At 62.7% G+C, this 16,136-nt stretch carries 14 protein-coding genes; 3 read left to right on the forward strand and 11 right to left on the reverse strand.

Annotated elements, in window-relative coordinates; genetic code table 11:
• Positions 1 to 95: 95 nt before the first annotated feature.
• The 6 genes from CIT25_RS01975 to CIT25_RS02000 all read right to left on the reverse strand — a co-directional run bounded on the left by CIT25_RS01975 (position 96) and on the right by CIT25_RS02000 (position 5,166).
• The gene (locus tag CIT25_RS01975; protein ID WP_095482946.1) at positions 96 to 473 is read right to left on the reverse strand and encodes a DoxX family protein; all 378 of its coding nucleotides are present in this window, start codon (positions 471 to 473) and stop codon (positions 96 to 98) included.
• Positions 474 to 533: 60 nt separating this feature from the next.
• Positions 534 to 992, reverse strand: coding sequence for a carboxymuconolactone decarboxylase family protein (locus CIT25_RS01980; protein WP_095482898.1), 459 nt, complete (start codon positions 990 to 992; stop codon positions 534 to 536).
• Positions 993 to 1,004: 12 nt separating this feature from the next.
• Complete coding sequence (locus CIT25_RS01985) at positions 1,005 to 1,517, reverse strand: RrF2 family transcriptional regulator (RefSeq protein WP_095482899.1); 513 nt, start codon at positions 1,515 to 1,517, stop codon at positions 1,005 to 1,007.
• A 111-nt stretch (positions 1,518 to 1,628) separates the two neighbouring features.
• Positions 1,629 to 2,942: an NAD-dependent dihydropyrimidine dehydrogenase subunit PreA gene (preA, locus tag CIT25_RS01990; protein WP_095482947.1), complete on the reverse strand. Its 1,314-nt coding sequence runs from the start codon at positions 2,940 to 2,942 to the stop codon at positions 1,629 to 1,631.
• A gap of 2 nt (positions 2,943 to 2,944) precedes the next feature.
• A complete protein-coding gene (locus CIT25_RS01995; RefSeq protein ID WP_095482900.1) occupies positions 2,945 to 4,309 on the reverse strand; it encodes an NAD(P)-dependent oxidoreductase in 1,365 nt (454 codons plus the stop codon).
• Positions 4,310 to 4,449: 140 nt separating this feature from the next.
• Complete coding sequence (locus CIT25_RS02000) at positions 4,450 to 5,166, reverse strand: gamma-glutamylcyclotransferase (RefSeq protein WP_095482901.1); 717 nt, start codon at positions 5,164 to 5,166, stop codon at positions 4,450 to 4,452.
• 211 nt (positions 5,167 to 5,377) lie between these two features.
• On the opposite strand from CIT25_RS02000, the gene CIT25_RS02005 reads away from it, so the two are divergent.
• Positions 5,378 to 6,136 (forward strand): VOC family protein, encoded by a 759-nt coding sequence (locus tag CIT25_RS02005; RefSeq protein ID WP_095482902.1) that lies wholly within the window; start codon positions 5,378 to 5,380, stop codon positions 6,134 to 6,136.
• Positions 6,137 to 6,564: 428 nt separating this feature from the next.
• Here CIT25_RS02005 and CIT25_RS02010 read toward each other — a convergent pair whose 3' ends face one another.
• A complete protein-coding gene (locus tag CIT25_RS02010; RefSeq protein WP_245329739.1) occupies positions 6,565 to 6,960 on the reverse strand; it encodes a hypothetical protein in 396 nt (131 codons plus the stop codon).
• Between the two features lie 287 nt (positions 6,961 to 7,247).
• On the opposite strand from CIT25_RS02010, the gene CIT25_RS02015 reads away from it, so the two are divergent.
• Positions 7,248 to 7,640, forward strand: a complete 393-nt coding sequence (locus tag CIT25_RS02015; protein WP_095482903.1) for a DoxX family protein — start codon at positions 7,248 to 7,250, stop codon at positions 7,638 to 7,640.
• A gap of 20 nt (positions 7,641 to 7,660) precedes the next feature.
• On the opposite strand, the gene CIT25_RS02020 is transcribed toward CIT25_RS02015, so the two are convergent.
• The gene (locus CIT25_RS02020; protein ID WP_095482904.1) at positions 7,661 to 10,102 is read right to left on the reverse strand and encodes a GcvT family protein; all 2,442 of its coding nucleotides are present in this window, start codon (positions 10,100 to 10,102) and stop codon (positions 7,661 to 7,663) included.
• 243 nt (positions 10,103 to 10,345) lie between these two features.
• A complete protein-coding gene (locus CIT25_RS02030; RefSeq protein ID WP_158302498.1) occupies positions 10,346 to 11,884 on the reverse strand; it encodes a trimethylamine methyltransferase family protein in 1,539 nt (512 codons plus the stop codon).
• A gap of 218 nt (positions 11,885 to 12,102) precedes the next feature.
• On the opposite strand from CIT25_RS02030, the gene CIT25_RS02035 reads away from it, so the two are divergent.
• The gene (locus CIT25_RS02035; protein ID WP_095482907.1) at positions 12,103 to 12,693 is read left to right on the forward strand and encodes a transglycosylase SLT domain-containing protein; all 591 of its coding nucleotides are present in this window, start codon (positions 12,103 to 12,105) and stop codon (positions 12,691 to 12,693) included.
• Positions 12,694 to 12,706: 13 nt separating this feature from the next.
• Here the strand turns inward: CIT25_RS02035 and CIT25_RS02040 are convergent, their stop codons facing one another.
• Together CIT25_RS02040 and CIT25_RS02045 are read right to left on the reverse strand one after the other, a co-directional pair.
• Positions 12,707 to 14,923 carry a dipeptide ABC transporter ATP-binding protein gene (locus CIT25_RS02040; protein WP_095482908.1) on the reverse strand — a complete coding sequence of 739 codons (2,217 nt, stop codon included), beginning with the start codon at positions 14,921 to 14,923 and terminating at the stop codon, positions 12,707 to 12,709.
• A 48-nt stretch (positions 14,924 to 14,971) separates the two neighbouring features.
• Positions 14,972 to 16,129 carry an ABC transporter permease gene (locus CIT25_RS02045; RefSeq protein ID WP_095482909.1) on the reverse strand — a complete coding sequence of 386 codons (1,158 nt, stop codon included), beginning with the start codon at positions 16,127 to 16,129 and terminating at the stop codon, positions 14,972 to 14,974.
• Positions 16,130 to 16,136 lie beyond the last annotated feature (7 nt).

Consider the following 16,136-nt stretch of genomic DNA (forward strand, 5'->3'; position numbering starts at 1 on the left):
CGTCGGCGGCTCTTCCGCTTCGGCCTCGCGGCGCGGAAACTGGCATGTCGCCACAGACCGTGGCGGCTGCCGCCGCGAGGCGGCCGTCCGAACCGTCAAAGCGGCTGCGCCACCAGCGCCAGGAACCCTCCAGTCAACGCCACATTGCCGACAAAGCCGTTGATGCGGGACGCCCGCTCGGGCCCCTGATGATCCCAGAAATTGTGGAACATCGGCGTGGCGACAATCAGGAACAGCACCAGGCACAAGGCGGCGGCAGCGGTCCAGACACCTGATATCACCAGCGCTCCGGAGACGACCTGCAGGACGATACCCAGCCACAGCATCAGCCGCGCCTGCGGCACGCCGCGTGTCGTCATCAGCTGGGTCAGGAAGGTAGCGTTCTGGATGTTGCGCAGACCGGCAAAGACAAAGGCGCCGCCAAGCAGCAGGCGGGCGGCAAACAGAATTTCATTCTCAAAATTTGCCATCATGTTCTTGATCCTCAAACAAAAATGGCACGCGGCGCCCAGGCCGCGCGCCGGTTCGACCGCTCAGGCAGCTTTCGCCGCCGGCATCGGATGAATGGCCTGGAACGGGATGCAAAGCCGGTTCCAGGCGTTGATCATGCCAAGCGCGACAGACAGCTTGACCAATTCCTCTTCCGAGAAATGCTCGAGCGTGCGCGCATAGAGTTCGTCCGAGACACCGTTATCGGCGATCTTCGTCACCGCTTCGGTCCAGGCGAAGGCAGCGCGTTCTCGTTCGGAAAACAGCGGCGATTCCTTCCAGGCGGAGACGAGATAAAGCCGCTGCTCGGTCTCGCCGTCATGGCGCGCCTCGCGGCTGTGCATCTCGACGCAATACGAACAGCCATTGATCTGCGATGCCCGCAGCTTGATCAGATGCAACAGGCTTTCCTCGAGCCCGCATTCGTCGACCGCCTTGTTGAGCGCCGATACCGCTTTCATGATTTCCGGCGCAGCGCCGAAGAATTGCAGCCTCTGTTTCATCGTCTTTGCCTTTCACGCTTGCTTGGTTGAACTCTGCGGTCGCTGATGGCGCTCGACAAAGGCGCAGTTCGCGGCGACTGAACGGGGATCGGCATCGCTCACATATTCCGCCACGATGTCCGACAGCCGGGCCTCGGCAAGAGCGGCGCGATAGGCGCGCTCAGCCTTCATCATCGCGACGCTGATGCCGCAGGGTTTGACATAGGCGGAAGCATCGAGCCTGGCCGGTCCGCGCTGCCGGATTTCGCCGCAGCGAAAGGCCGGATCGCGCCCTTCGACGGCGAGCACGATGTCGAGCAGCGTTATGCGCTCCGCCGGCCGCGCCAGCCGGTAACCGCCCGATGGCCCGGGCACCGATTCCAGTATGCGCGACGCCGTCAGCGCATTGAGATGCTTGAGGAGATAGCTCGGCGACAGGCCGAACGCTTCGGCCATGGCAGCACCCGGCATGGTCGCCGTGCCTTGCACGCCGGCAAGCATCGCGGCGCAATGGATGGCCGCTTCGACACCCTCACCCAGCTTCATTGTGCCGATCTCCAATTCATGGATACAGTTTATCGTGGATAATTATTATCCGCAATAGCCATTTAAAAAAAGCGGCGCATGCAGGCGCCGCTTTTCAAAACGGGCTGCGCCCTATTCCGCAGCCACCTTGGCCATCGGGTTGTTCGGATGCGTCGTCCAGTTGGCGTAGACCGGCGATACCGGTCTGCCGGTGCGCTGGTCCATCACGCCGGCCGCCAGCGGCTCCATGGTGATGCAGTTCTCGACCGGGCAGACATTGACGCAGAGATTGCAGCCGACGCATTCGGCCTCGATCACCTCGAAATGCCTGACGCCGTCGACCATGCTGGTGATCGCCTGGTGCGAAGTGTCCTCGCAGGCGATGTGGCAGCGGCCGCATTTGATGCAGGCCTCCTGGTCGATATGCGCCTTGGCGACGTAGTTGAGGTTGAGATATTGCCAGTCGGTGACGTTGGGCGTGGCGCGGCCGATTATATCGTCGAGCGAGGCATGGCCCTTCTCGTCCATCCAGTTTTCCAGGCCGGCGATCATCTCCTGCACGATCTTGAAGCCATAGGTCATCGCCGCCGTGCACACCTGCACATTGCCGGCGCCGAGCGCCATGAATTCGGCAGCGTCGCGCCATGTGGTGATGCCGCCGATACCGGAGATCGGCAGCCCATGCGTTTCCGGATCACGGGCGATTTCGGCCACCATGTTCATGGCGATCGGCTTCACCGCCGGCCCGCAATAGCCGCCATGCGAACCCTTGCCGTCGATCGTCGGCTCCGGCGCAAAACTATCGAGATTGACGCCGGTGATCGAATTGATGGTGTTGATCAGCGACACCGCATCCGTGCCGCCGGCAAGAGCGGCGCGCGCCGGCTTGCGCACATCGGTGATGTTGGGCGTCAGCTTGGTGATAACAGGCATTCGCGTGTTGGCCTTGCACCAGCGCACCACCATTTCGATGTATTCCGGCACCTGGCCGACGGCGGCACCCATGCCGCGTTCCGACATGCCGTGCGGGCAGCCGAAATTGAGCTCGATGCCGTCAGCCCCCGTCTCTTCGACGACCGGCAGGATCGCCTTCCACGCATGCTCCTCGCAAGGCACCATCAACGAGACGACGATGGCGCGGTCGGGCCAGTCCATCTTGACTTGCTTGATCTCGCGCAGGTTGACCTGCAGGTCGCGGTCGGTGATCAACTCGATGTTGTTGAGGCCGAGCAGGCGGCGATCGGCGCCCCAGATCGCGCCATAGCGCGGACCGTTGACGTTGACCACCGGCGGGCCTTCTTCGCCGAGCGTCTTCCACACCACGCCGCCCCAGCCCGCCTTGAAGGCGCGGATGACGTTGTAGGCTTTGTCGGTCGGCGGCGCCGACGCCAGCCAGAACGGATTTGGCGATTTGATGCCGACGAAATTGTTGCGGATGTCTGCCATGCTCATGCCCTCCCGTTCGAGGTCAGTGCCCGGTGGATCGATTCAGCCGCGTCGCGGCCTTGCGCGACGGCGGAGACGGTGAGGTCGTCGCCGCCAAAGATGCAGTCGCCGCCGGCCCAGACGTTTGGCAGCGAGGTGCGGCCTTCGGCATCGGCCTTTATGCGGCCGGCCTCCAAGGCAAGCAAGGCCCCGCTGCCGTTGAGCGCCGAGGGAATAAAGCTCTGGCCGATCGCCTTGAACACCTGATCGGCGGTAAGCGTCAGCCGCTCGCCGGTGCCGACGAGCTTGTCGCCATCCATCGCCGTATATTCGAGCTCGATGCCCGAGACTTTGCCGCCTTCGGCAATGACCCGCTTCGGCTGCAGCCAGTGACGGATGGTGACACCGTTGGCGGCGGCGAGATCCTGTTCAAATTCGGAGGCGTTCATGTGCTCTTGGCCACGCCGGTAGCAGATCGTCACCTCTTCGGCGCCGAGCAGCTTGGACTGCACCGCCGCGTCGATCGCCGTCATGCCGCCGCCAATGACGACGACGCGCCGGCCAACCGGCAGGCTGGCAAGGTCGCTGGCCTGGCGAAGCTCGGCGATGAACTCCACCGCATTGGTGACGCCTTGCGCCTCCTCGCCATCGGCGCGCAGCGCGTTGACGCCGCCAAGCCCCATGCCGAGAAACACCGCGTCGTAATTCCTGGTCAGGTCCGACAGCTGGTAGTCACGACCGAGCGCCTTGCCGTTCTGAACCTCGATGCCGCCGATCGACAGGACGTAATCCACCTCGGCCTGGGCGAAATTGTCGATGCTCTTGTAGGCGGCGATGCCGTATTCATTGAGACCGCCGGCCTTCGGGCGGGCCTCAAGGATGGTCACCTCATGACCATGGCGGGCGAGCCGATGCGCGGCGGCAAGCCCCGCCGGTCCGGCGCCAACCACGGCGACCGTCTTGCCGGTCGGCTCAGCGCGCCGGTAAAACTGCTTGTCCTGCGCCATCGCGACATCGGTGGCGTAGCGTTGCAGGCGGCCGATCTGCACCGGCTTGCCTTCGGCCACTTCGCGCACGCAGACCTCTTCGCACAGCGTCTCGGTCGGGCAGACGCGGGCGCACATGCCGCCCAAAATGTTCTGGTCGAAAATCGTCTTGGCCGAGCCGATCGGATTGCCGGTCGATATCTGGCGGATGAACAGCGGGATGTCGATCGAGGTCGGGCATGCATTCATGCACGGCGCGTCATAACAGAAATAGCAGCGATCGGACTCGACCAGCGCCTCGTGATGATCGAGCGGCGGATGCAGGTCGGAAAAATTATCCGCATATTGCTCAGGCGAAAGCCGGCCGCCGGCAATGCCCTGCTTGAAATGACCAGTCGCCATTCCGCTTCCCCATTTCTTGTGGTTTTGAGGAAGGCTAACACGTTTTGATTTTTTATCAATTGGTCAATTTTCGATGCAAGCCGCTGAAAAGGCTTGATAAAAACATGATAGATATACTCATGTTTTTATTTCACGCGCGATCACTGTGCAGACAGGAGGCCCATTCCGGGGGCACGGCCGTGAATCGACCTGATCTCGTTCGCGACCAGTTCCTGCAGCCGCCACAAATTGCGATCGCGAATGCCGAATTCTTCCAGATGATGGACGGTGTTGTAGAGATATTCCGCGCCGGACCCGACATGCCCGCACGCCCGCGCCAGCACTTGTGCTACCTTCTCAAGCGGCTGGTTGAGCGACGTGCCCCTGCCGGTCACACCCACCCAGAAGCCCAGCGCCCTTAGCCTGCCTTGAGCCGTATGCACGGGAAGCCACCTGACTGAGCCGATACTCTCGTGATCGCTGATCTCGCGCCGCAGCAATCTTTCGATCTGCAGCGGTTTTTCGCCTTCCGGCAAGCGGTAGATCACGCCGTTGCACCGCCCGCCCCGTTCGAGCGCCATCATCAAGCCCGGCTGCTCGGCACTGCCGCGCCAACGGACCATGTCGAGGCAAAAAGATCGATGCCAGCCGAAAGCGGTGGCGCGCTGCTGTTCGACGGACTCGAAGGCCGGCTTCCAGATCAGCGAGCCATAGGCGAACACCCATAGCGGTCCCTCGTCCGCCTCGCCTGACAGCCGGGAGGCAAGCGTCTGGAAATCCTCATCGGTCAGTTGCGTCCAGCTTCCATCGGGACCGGGATCGGCCTCCTCCCGATGGCATAGCGCGACAAGCTCTGAAGTGAGCGACATCCGGCGCATGGATCAACAACCCTCGTTGGCGGCAAGCAAAGTCGAAAACCGCGACTTGCGCAAGATTACGAATGAGGGGGGCGCCTTGCCGCCATCGATTTCTGGCCCAGATGTCGGATTTCCGTCGCCAAGATCGTCCTAGGATGAATCGAACCACAATCCACAACTGGAAACCGCCCACGACTGGAAACGCAAGGAGCACGACAATGCCAAGTCCCCGATGCCCTTTTTCTGGTACGAACTGATGACCACCGATCTCGACGCCGCCGAAGCGTTCTACACCGCTGTCGTTGGCTGGAAAGCGCAACTCTTCGAGGCGCCCGGCATGCCGCGCTATATCGTCATGAATGTCGGCGAGCGCGGCGTCGGCGGGCTGATGGCGCAGCCGGACGAAGTGCGCAAGATGGGTATGCCGCCAGCCTGGATCGGTTACATCCACACCAGGGATGTCGATGCTTCGACGAAATCGTTGAAGGAAGCCGGCGGTGCGGTTCACCGCGAACCCGACGACATTCCGGGCGTCGGTCGCTTTGCCGTCGTTGCCGATCCGCAAGGCGCGGCCTTCAACTTCCTGCAGCCGGATGGCCCCGACCAGCCGCCGCTGCCATTGGCGACGCCTGGCAACATCGGCTGGCATGAGCTCTATACGACCGACTGGCAGGCCGCGTTCGATTTCTATGCCGGGCAATTCGGCTGGACCAAGGGCGAGGCCATGGATATGGGGCCGATGGGCACCTACCAGCTCTTCGCCGCCGGCGGCGAACCTATTGGCGGCATGATGAACAAGCCCGAGCAGATTCCGGTGCCGGTCTGGCAGTTCTATTTCAATGTTCCGGCCATCGACGCGGCGGCCAAGCGCGTGACCGACAATGGCGGCAAGATCCTGATGGGCCCGATGGAGGTTCCCGGCGGTGGCTGGATCGTGCAGTGCACGGATCCGCAAGGCGCTCATTTCGCGCTGATGGCGCCGGTCAGGTAGGCGTCCTGACCAACCGAGTGCTGCCGCTGGATCATTCCAGCGTCAGCACCGCAACTTTTTGGTGCCGCTGAGTTGGACGGCTATGTGTCGTTCGGCGGCGGCAAGAATTGGGAGCGCGAGTTAGCGAAAGAGCTTCGGGAGCCGGAGGTACCATTCGATCCGGGCGACGTTCTTAGAGCAATTCCAGGAAAAGTGCGTAGCGGTTTTCCGTCCGGAATTGCGTAAGAACAAATACTTAGAGCGGTTCGGCGATTCTATCAAAAGCTGAACCGCTCTAGGCGAAATCTATCGTGCCCATGGCGGAGGCTCACCCGTATTTCGCGCTGATCGCGCCGGGACGCTGAACCAGCCCGATACCTATCAAAATTGAACAGCCGCACCGCACCGTTGGTGCGATGCGAGCAGATGAATTGCCTCAGGGCGCAAAGTCATTCCGGCGCCAGTACAGCAATCTTGAGGGTCTCGTTCTTGGCGCCGCTGAGCTGGACCGTCGCCGGGCCGGCGGCCAGCTTGAAGCGCACGCTCTTGCGAATCCCCGGACAGGTCTTCATACCGCTGAAACCAGCCAATTTTACAGCTTTGCCGTCCTGAACGACATCGACCCAGGCCTCATCGGACAGGCTGATCTGGAGCTCTCCCTCCGGGGGCACGGCCACGCTTGCCGTCGCGCCGAATGTACCGGCTGCCGGCGCGCGTTCCGGCGGAACGGTGAAGCTGATCGTGTCGACCGGCGCCAACGCCACATCTGCAGCCTCGCCGACCGAAAGGTCAGCGCCGGACTGCGCAGCGGGCGCTGCCGCAAACAGAGCCTCCTCGCGCGTCACCGGTCATTTGAAAGCAGCACAGCCGGCGTCGTCGGCCATGGCGACGCTGGTGCCTGCAAGGATAGCGAATAGGCTGACGACGACTTTTCTCATGGCAAACGGAACCCACATGGTTGGAGTGTCTGGCTATCAATACAACTATAGCGATTTTATGCAACCATAGCGAGAAAAATATTGAGGGACGAGGAACATTTCCAATCACCGATTGTTGATGGCAGGCCGTGCGAAGTGAATGGTCCCTTGCCGGGCGATAATCTATGGCCAGTTCGGGGTAAAATGGAGCCTAGATGAAGCTTTTCGACGGTCTCGCCAGATATCAGCGGCAGGCTCTGGCTGTGCTTCGCATCATGACCGCGCTGCAGTTTATGGAGCACGGCACCCAGAAACTGTTCAATTTTCCCGTCAGCGATCATGCCGGCGCCCTGAGCGGCCTATCGCTGACCGCGGGCATCCTCGAATTCGCCGGCGGCATCCTGCTGGTATTGGGGCTGTTCACCAGGCCGGTCGCGTTCCTTCTCAGCGGCGAGATGGCGATCGCCTATTTCATGGCGCACATGCCAAGCGGCTTTTTCCCGGTCAACAATGGCGGCGATGCGGCAATCTCCTTCTGTTTCATCTTCCTCTATCTGGTGTTCGCCGGTCCCGGCGCTTTTGCGCTGGACAACCGCCGCAGCGCTTGAGGCGCCGACAAGCGGCGCCTTCACCCCCGCATCCGCTTGAGATTGGCGTCGAACAGCGGCGACGGCTGCACGCGCGCGCGATAACGCTTACCCAGCAGCTCAATCTCGAAGCCGTCGGCTTCGTCGGCGATCTCTTTCGGCACATAGCCCATGGCCACGGACGTCTTCGAATGGTGCGCGTAGCCGCCTGACGTGACCCAGCCGCGCACGACGCCGTCGAACCAGATCGGCTCGTCGCCGATGACGTCGGCGTCGGCCGCATCGACGACAAAGGCGCGCAGCCGCAGCTTGCCGCCTTGCTGGCGCTCGGCGAGTGCCGCTTGCTTGCCGACAAAATCGGTTTCTTTCCCGTAGGCGACGAAGCGATCGAGACCGGCCTCCAGCGGCCCGTAGATCGGCCGGTATTCGCGCGCCCACGAGCCGTAGTTCTTTTCCAGCCGAAGCGCGTTGAGCGCGCGCGAGCCGAACAGACCGATGCCGAATTCTTCGCCCGCCGCCATCAAGGTCTGGTACGCGGAACGCTGATATTCCGGCGCCACCCAGACCTCGTAGCCAAGATCGCCCGTGTAGCTGACGCGGCCGACCAGACACGGTGCCATGCCGATGTCCATCTTGGCCGCGGCCATGAACGGAAACGCCGCATTCGACACATCCGCCCGCGTAACCTTTGCCAGCACGTCCCGCGCCCTCGGTCCGGCGATCGACAGGCCCGTTAGCTTCGCCCCCAGCGCCTCGATACGGACCGAGCCATCTCGCGGCAGATGGGCCTCAAACCAGCGCATGTGATACTGCTCGGCAATGCCGGAGCCGGCGAGAAACCAGCCCTCCCCGTTGGAATTGGGGTTGCCGAGATTGGCCAGCGAGAAATCGCCGATCAGCCTGCCGTCTTCCTTCAGCATCGGCGCCAGCGTCATGCGGCCGGGTCTTGGCAGCTTGCAGGCAAGCAGGCGGTCGAGCCAGACCGCAGCGCCCTCGCCGGTCACCCTATATTTGGCGAAGTTCGAAATCTCCGACAGGCCGACACTTGTCCGCACCGTTCTCACCTCGTTTGCGACATGCTCAAAATCGCTTGAGCGCCGCCACGAGAACTCATCTTTGACGCCCTCGGGCGCATACCAAAGCGGCACTTCCAGTCCAAAGGCCACGCCCCATTGCGCGCCCTTGGCCGACAAGAGGTCGTAGACCGGCGTGGTCTTGAGCGGCCGCCCGGCAGGCAGCTCCTCATTGGGGAAGCGGATGGAAAAACGCCGCGAATAATTCTCGCGCACCTTGGCGTTGGTGTAGGCCATCGTTGCCCAGTCGCCGTAGCGCGAGACGTCCATCGCCCAGATATCGGCGCCGGGGTCACCCTCGATCATCCAGTTCGACAGTGCGAGGCCGACGCCGCCGCCCTGCGAAAAGCCGGCCATGACGCCGCAGGCGACCCAGAAGCCCGGCAGGCCGCGCACCGGCCCGACCAGCGGGTTGCCGTCCGGCGCGAAGGTGAAGGGACCGTTGATGATCTGCTTGATGCCGGTGTTCTGGAAGGCCGGGAAATGCCTGAAGCCGACTTCCAGCGACGGCGCGATGCGGTCGATGTCGGGCTCCAGCAGTTCGTGGCCGAAATTCCACGGCGTGGAAAATTCGGACCATGGCTTGTTGGCCTTCTCATAGGTGCCCATCAGCATGCCGCCGCGCTCCTGGCGCAGATAGAGCTCGCCGTCGAAATCGACCGCGTGGATGATCTCCGTGCCGGTCTTCTGGTTCCAGGCGGCGACTTCCGGCATGTCCTCGGTGATCAGATACATGTGCTCCATGGCCAGCACCGGCAGCTCCAGCCCGACCATGCGGCCGACCTCGCGCGCCCACAGACCGCCGGCATTGACGACATGCTCGGCCACCACCTCGCCTTTGTTGGTGATGACGCGCCACAGCCCGTCGGCGCGGCGCACGATGTCCTCGACCTTGGTGAAGCGCTCAACCTCGGCGCCAAGCTTCCTCGCAGCCTTGGCATAGGCATGGGTGACCCCTGAAGGATCGAGGTGGCCATCCTCCTTGTTGCGGACAGCGCCGACGAACTGCTTCGGGTCGAGCAGCGGCATCAGCTCGGCCGCTTCGTTAGGCGAAATCTCCTCGAGATCGATGCCGAGATAGCGGCCCTTGGCGACGACGCCGCGCAGCCAGTCGAGCCGCGCCTCGGTCGCCGCCAGAAGCACGCCGCCGGTCAGATGCACGCCGGTCGCCTGGCCGGACAGTTCCTCGATCTCCTTGTGGAGCGAGATCGTGTATTTCTGCAGCTTGGCGACGTTGGGATCGCCATTGATCGTGTGCATGCCGCCGGCCGCATGCCAGGTCGAACCGGAGGTCAGCTCATCGCGCTCCAAAAGCACGACGTCGGTCCAGCCGTGACGCGCCAGATGGAACAGCACGGAACAGCCGACGACACCGCCGCCTATGACCACGACCTTTGCATGCGATTTCATGGGTTTTCTCGTTATTTCAATGAGTTGGAGGGGAACGATGAATCGGGACGGGAGGAGCCAAGCCACCCCCCTCTGGCCTGCCGGCCATCTCCCCCTCAAGGGGGGAGATCAGCAGCGACGGCGCCGCCATGCTTCTTTCAACGTTGGTGATTGGCGAAGGAAAACGTGACAGCCAATCTCCCCCCTTGAGGGGGAGATGTCCGGCAGGACAGAGAGGGGTATACGAGCGCAAACCTGTGGCCATCACGGCTCACCCGCCCCAATCGCTTCCTTGCGCTTCGCCACATACGCCTCCAGCGCCTCGCGCACAGAAATATCCATCGTCGGCTCGACATAATCTTCCAGCGCTTTCTTCCACAGCCGCGTTGCGCGCGCCGTGGCGTCGAGCCCGCCGGCCTCTTGCCACGCCTCGTAGTTCTGCCAGTTGGAGAGCATTGGCTGGTAGAAGGCGGTGGCGTAGCGCTCCAGCGTGTGCGGCTCGCCGAAGAAATGGCCGCCGGTCGGCACAGCACCCAGCGCCTCGACGGCGAGTTCCGCCTCGTTGACTTCGATCGGGCGCAAAAATTCCATCATGTGCTGGATCATCTCGACGTCGATAATGAACTTCTCGAACGACGCGGTCAGCCCGCCTTCCTGCCAGCCGGCTGCGTGGTAGACGAGATTGCCGTGGCCGAGCACCGCGCCCCACAGCGCCATCAGCGTCTCATAGGCGCCTTGCGCGTCGGCGGCGTTGGAGGCCGAACCCGGCGTTGTCCGGTAGGGCAGTCCGTAACGCCTCGCCAACTGCCCGGAAGCGATGTTGGCCTTGGTGTTCTCCGGCGTGCCGAAGGCCGGGGCGCCGGACTTCATGTCGACATTGGATGTGAAGGCGCCATACATGACCGGCGCGCCGGGTCGGACAAGCTGCGTCAAGACCACGCCGAACAATGCCTCGGCGTTCTGCTGCGCGAGCGCGCCGGCAAGCGTCACCGGGCTCATCGCGCCCATCAGCGTGAACGGCGTCACCGCGACCGACTGGCCGAACTCGGCCATGGTCATCAGGCCTTCGGCCATCATCTCGTCGAAGCGGCGCGGCGAGTTGACCGAGATGATGGTGGTGACGCCGGGATCATCGCGCATCTCATCAAGCGTCAGCCCTCGCGAAATCGCCATCATTTCGATGCCGTCGAGCGCCCTGCCCCGGCCGATCGCCGAGACGTGAAAACTTTTGTCGGTCAGCGTCAGATTGGCGAAGTAGGTGTCGAGATGGCGTGAATTGGCCGGCAGGTCGACAGGCGCGCAGACCTGATTGCCCAGCATGTGGATGCAGTTGAAATGCTGCGCCAGCCGGGTGAGATCGTCATAGTCGCGCAAGTTTCCGGCGCGGCGGCCACGTTCCATGTCATGCACATTGGGCGGTCCGGCGACCAGAGTGAAGTTGATGGTGTTGCCGCCGAGATGGACGGTATGGGCCGGGTTGCGCGGCGTAAGCCGGTAGCTCGACCGCGTCGTCTTCAGTGCCTCGTCGACCATGCCCCGGTCGATGCGGATTGTCATCGGCGCATGATCGACCTTGGCCCCGGCCTTCTCGAACAGCGAAAGCGCTCGCGGGCTCATCACCTCGATGCCGAAATTCTCCAGAATGTGCATCGACGCCTGGTGGATCGCCTCGATCTGGTCGGCCGAAAGCATCGCCATTGGCGGATAGGGATTGGTGACGCGCCGCAGCGGCAGTTGCGGGATGGCAACCGGTCCCCTGTTGCTGGTTCGCTCGGCGCCGCGCTTGCGTCTCGGTTCGGTCATGCGGCGCATCAAAGCGCCAGCACGAGGATCGGGCTGTCAGAAATCCGCCACCTTCGGGCGTGATTTTAGCCAAGGCGGCATTTTGGGAATTTCATTCCAACAAAAGCGACAGAAAACGTCGGAATATCCATCCTCGCTGTGCCCCGGCCAAAGCAGCCGATGAGCCGTTAAGAAACGCCGCAAGATTCCCTTTATGTTTTCGGCCTAATCCTCCTCCGATGCGTAGGTCAAGTTTTAGTAAAATTGTAGCTGTTACCGTGCTGCTCGTGCTGTCGGCCTGCGCGACGCCGCCGAGCCATATCAACGATGTCTGCGCCGTCTTCGACCAGAATGACGGTTGGTTTGACAACTGGCAGGCAGCGGCCGAACGCGCCGAGCAGAAATACGGTGTGCCAGTTCCTGTGCTGATGGCGACGGTGCGCAAGGAATCCGGCTTCAAGAGCAATGCCAGGCCGCCGCGCACCAAGCTTCTCGGCTTCATTCCCTGGAAACGTGTCTCCAGCGCCACCGGCTTCTCGCAGGCGCTCGACGGCACCTGGGCGCAGTACCAGAGCGAGACGGGCAGCTGGGCGGCGCGCCGCACCAGGTTTGCCGATGCCGTCGATTTCGTCGGCTGGTACCATTCCAAGACATCAGACACGCTCGGCATCGCCCGCAACGACACCTATAATCTCTATCTAGCCTATTATCTCGGCTGGACAGCCTACGGCCGCGGCAATCGCGGCGACGCCGGCGTGCAGCGCTACGCGCGGGCCACCGAGCAGATGGCGCAGGACTACGCCGCGCAGCTACGCCAGTGCGCGCGTTGACGGCGCCACGGATCTAACCCTCCGTCAGCTTCGGCCGCTTTCCATGTGGACGCTTGGGCGGGGTGCCGGCAAAGCCCGGACCCACACCTTGCGGCGCGTCGTCCGGCACGCCTTCATTGGCGGCATGCTCCTTGTCGAACTTGATCACCGGCTCCATTTTCGCCAGCACATCGTCGGCAAGCCAGCACAGGCTCATATGGCCGTCGCCGAGATGCTTGACCGGCGGCACCTGCGTCTCGCAAAGATTGTCCGGCACCAGCTTCTTGTAGCCGCATCGCGTCTGGAACGGACAGCCGGTCGGCGGGTTCATCGCTGACGGAATGTCGCCCTCCAGCACGATGTGCTTCTTGATCACACTGGTGTCGGCGATCGGGATCGCCGACAGCAGCGCCTCGGTATAGGGATGATAGGGCGGCGAAAAGATCTGGTCGGTCGTGCCCTGCTCGACGATATAACCGAGATACATGACGACGACCCGGTCGGCGATGTAGCGCACCACCGACAGATCGTGGCTGATGAACAGCATCGTCGTCTTGTTCTTGCGCTGGATGTCCATCAAAAGCTCGGTCACCGCCGCCTGCACCGACACGTCGAGCGCCGAGACCGGCTCGTCGGCTACCACCACCTTGGCGTCGCCGGCAAAGGCCCGCGCCACGCCGATGCGCTGCTTCTGGCCGCCGGAAAGCTGGCGCGGCTTGCGGGTCTCGAACGCCCGCGGCAGCTTCACCAGGTCGAGAAGCTCCAGCATGCGCTTGCGGCGGTCGGCGACGGTGTTGCCGACGTTGAACTTTTCCAGCGTGCGGATGATCTGCGAGCCTACCGAGTGGCTGGGATTGAGCGTGTCGAACGGATTCTGGAACACCATCTGGATCGACGACACCGTCTCGACGCTGCGCTTCTCGACGCCGGTCGACTCGATCCGCTTGTTGCCGAGCGTCACAGTGCCGGAGCTTGCCGTCTCCAGCCCGAGCAGCACCTTGGCCAGCGTCGACTTTCCGCAACCGGACTCGCCGACGATGGCGACGGTCTCGGATTCGCGTGCCATGAAGGAGATCGTCTCGTTGGCCTTGACGACGCGGCCTTCGCTTGACCCGAACACTTCGCTGCCGCCGACCTTATAGTATTTCCTGAGGTCCTCGATCTTGAGCACCGGCGCGCCGGGCTCGACGCGCTCGTTGACCTTCTTGGCGCCGGGCGGCAGCGCTTCCCAGTCGATCTCGTTGAAGCGCACGCAGCGCGAAAAATGGCCTTCATGGCCGTCGACAGCGATCATCGGGATTTCGGCGGCGTTGCAGACGCCCTCGACGAAATGGTGGCAGCGGGGGCCGAAATTGCAGCCCTTCGGCCGCTCGTGCGGCAGCGGCAGTTGCCCCGGTATAGAGATCAGAGGCCGAGAATTCTTGTCGGCGCCGGGCAGCGGGATCGAGCGGAATAGGCCTTGCGTGTAGGGATGGCGCATTCGGTCGAAGACGTCCTTGATCTTGCCGGTCTCCACCGCTTCGCCCGAATACATCACCGTGATGCGGTCACAGGTTTCCAGGATCAGGCCAAGATTGTGCGACACGAAGATCATCGAGGTGCCGAACTTCTCGCCGAGCCCCTTGACCAGGTCGACGATGCCGGCTTCCACCGTCACGTCGAGCGCGGTCGTCGGCTCGTCGAGCAGGAGCAGCGCCGGCTTCGACAGCAGCGCCATGGCGATGACGATGCGCTGTTGCTGGCCACCGGAAAGCTGGTGCGGAAAGGAGCGCATCATGCGCTCGGGATCGGGCAGCCTGACCGAGCGCACCATTTCCAGCGCGCGTTTATAAGCCTCTTCCTTCGACACTTTGTCGTGGATCAGCGGCACTTCCATCAGTTGCTGGCCGACCTTCATCGCCGGGTTCAGACTGGCCATCGGCTCCTGGTAGATCATTGCGATCTTGTTGCCGCGGATGGCGCGCAGTTCCTCGTCGGACAGGTCGCCCATGTCCTTGCCCTGGAATTTTATCCGGCCGCCGACGATCTTTCCGATGTTGGAGAGGTCGCGCATGATGCCGAGCGACACGGTCGACTTGCCGCAGCCGGATTCGCCGACGATGCCCATCGCTTCGCCGGGCATGACCGTGCAGGAGAAGTCCATAACGGCCGGTATCTCACCCTTGCGGGTGAAGAAGGAGATCGACAGGTTCTCGATCTCGATGATCGGCCCATTGGTCGGCTTGGCGGGATTTCGAACTGCCTCATTCATGGGTCGCTCCAATCCTGGTTCTTCTAAGTAGGGTCGAAGACCCGTCCATCAATCTTTCATCGATTGTTCACGCAGCGAGTCTGCCAGGAGATTAAGGCCCAGCACGAACGACATCAGCGCGATCGTCGGCGGCAGCGCCGGATGGATGAAGGACCGCAGCAGCCGGCTGGCATCCTTGATCGCGGTGCCCCAGTCCGGGCTCTCTGGCGCCAGCCCCAAGCCGAAATAGCCGAGCGTGCCGAGCAGGATCGTGGTGTAGCCGATACGAAGGCAGGCATCGACGATCAGCGGCCCGCGCGCATTGGGAAGTATCTCCCACAGCATGATGTACCAGGGCGATTCACCGCGCGTCTGCGCCGCCGCCACATAGTCGCGCGTTTTGATGTCCATGACCAGGCCGCGCACGATGCGGAACACGCCGGGGCTGGACGCGAACACCACCGCCACGAAGATGTTGAGCTGGTTGGGATCAATGTGGATGATCCTGAACGGGTCGGCGTCGAAGACGAGGCCGGCGTAGACCCAGCCGCCAATGATCAGCGTCAGCCCCAGGAGGATGTACAGGCGGTCGGGCCGCTTCTTGTAGCGCGTCCAGAATAGCACGCTGAAGAAGATGATCGGGAACAGGAAGAACAGGCCGGCCATCATGTAGGGAATCGGTGTCTCCATGATGCCCGGCGTCACCAAGAGGTAGAACAGGAGGATCACCGGGAAGGCGAGCACCAGATTGGCGAGGAAGGACAGCACGGTGTCGATCCTGCCGCCGTAATAGCCGGCCGGCAGGCCGAGCGTGATGCCGACCATCAGCGCGAAACCGGTCGCCGCCGGCGCGATGATCAGCACGATCTGGCTGCCATAGACCATGCGGCTGAACACGTCGCGGGCAAGCTTGTCGCCGCCGAACAGGTAGACAAGTCCGGATTGCGGCTCGACCGCGCCCGGCAGCGCGTCCTTCATGATCGGGATCTGGACAAGCGGATTGAAGGGCGAGATGGTCGACGCGAAGATCGCCGTGAACAGCCAGAATAGGCAGATGCCGACGCCGACGATGCCGACGCTACTGTCGAACAGCTGACCGTAGAGGCCAAGCCTCTTCTTGTAGGCGAAGCTCGCCCCCATCACCAGGACGAGAGCGATCCAGACCGGCCAGAAACGCGCAAGCACGCCAAGCACCACGTTGAAGGCGCCGATATATTCAAGCTGCATCCGCCCG

It is taken from the genome of Mesorhizobium mediterraneum (assembly GCF_002284565.1).
Classification (GTDB): Bacteria; Pseudomonadota; Alphaproteobacteria; order Rhizobiales; family Rhizobiaceae; genus Mesorhizobium; species Mesorhizobium mediterraneum.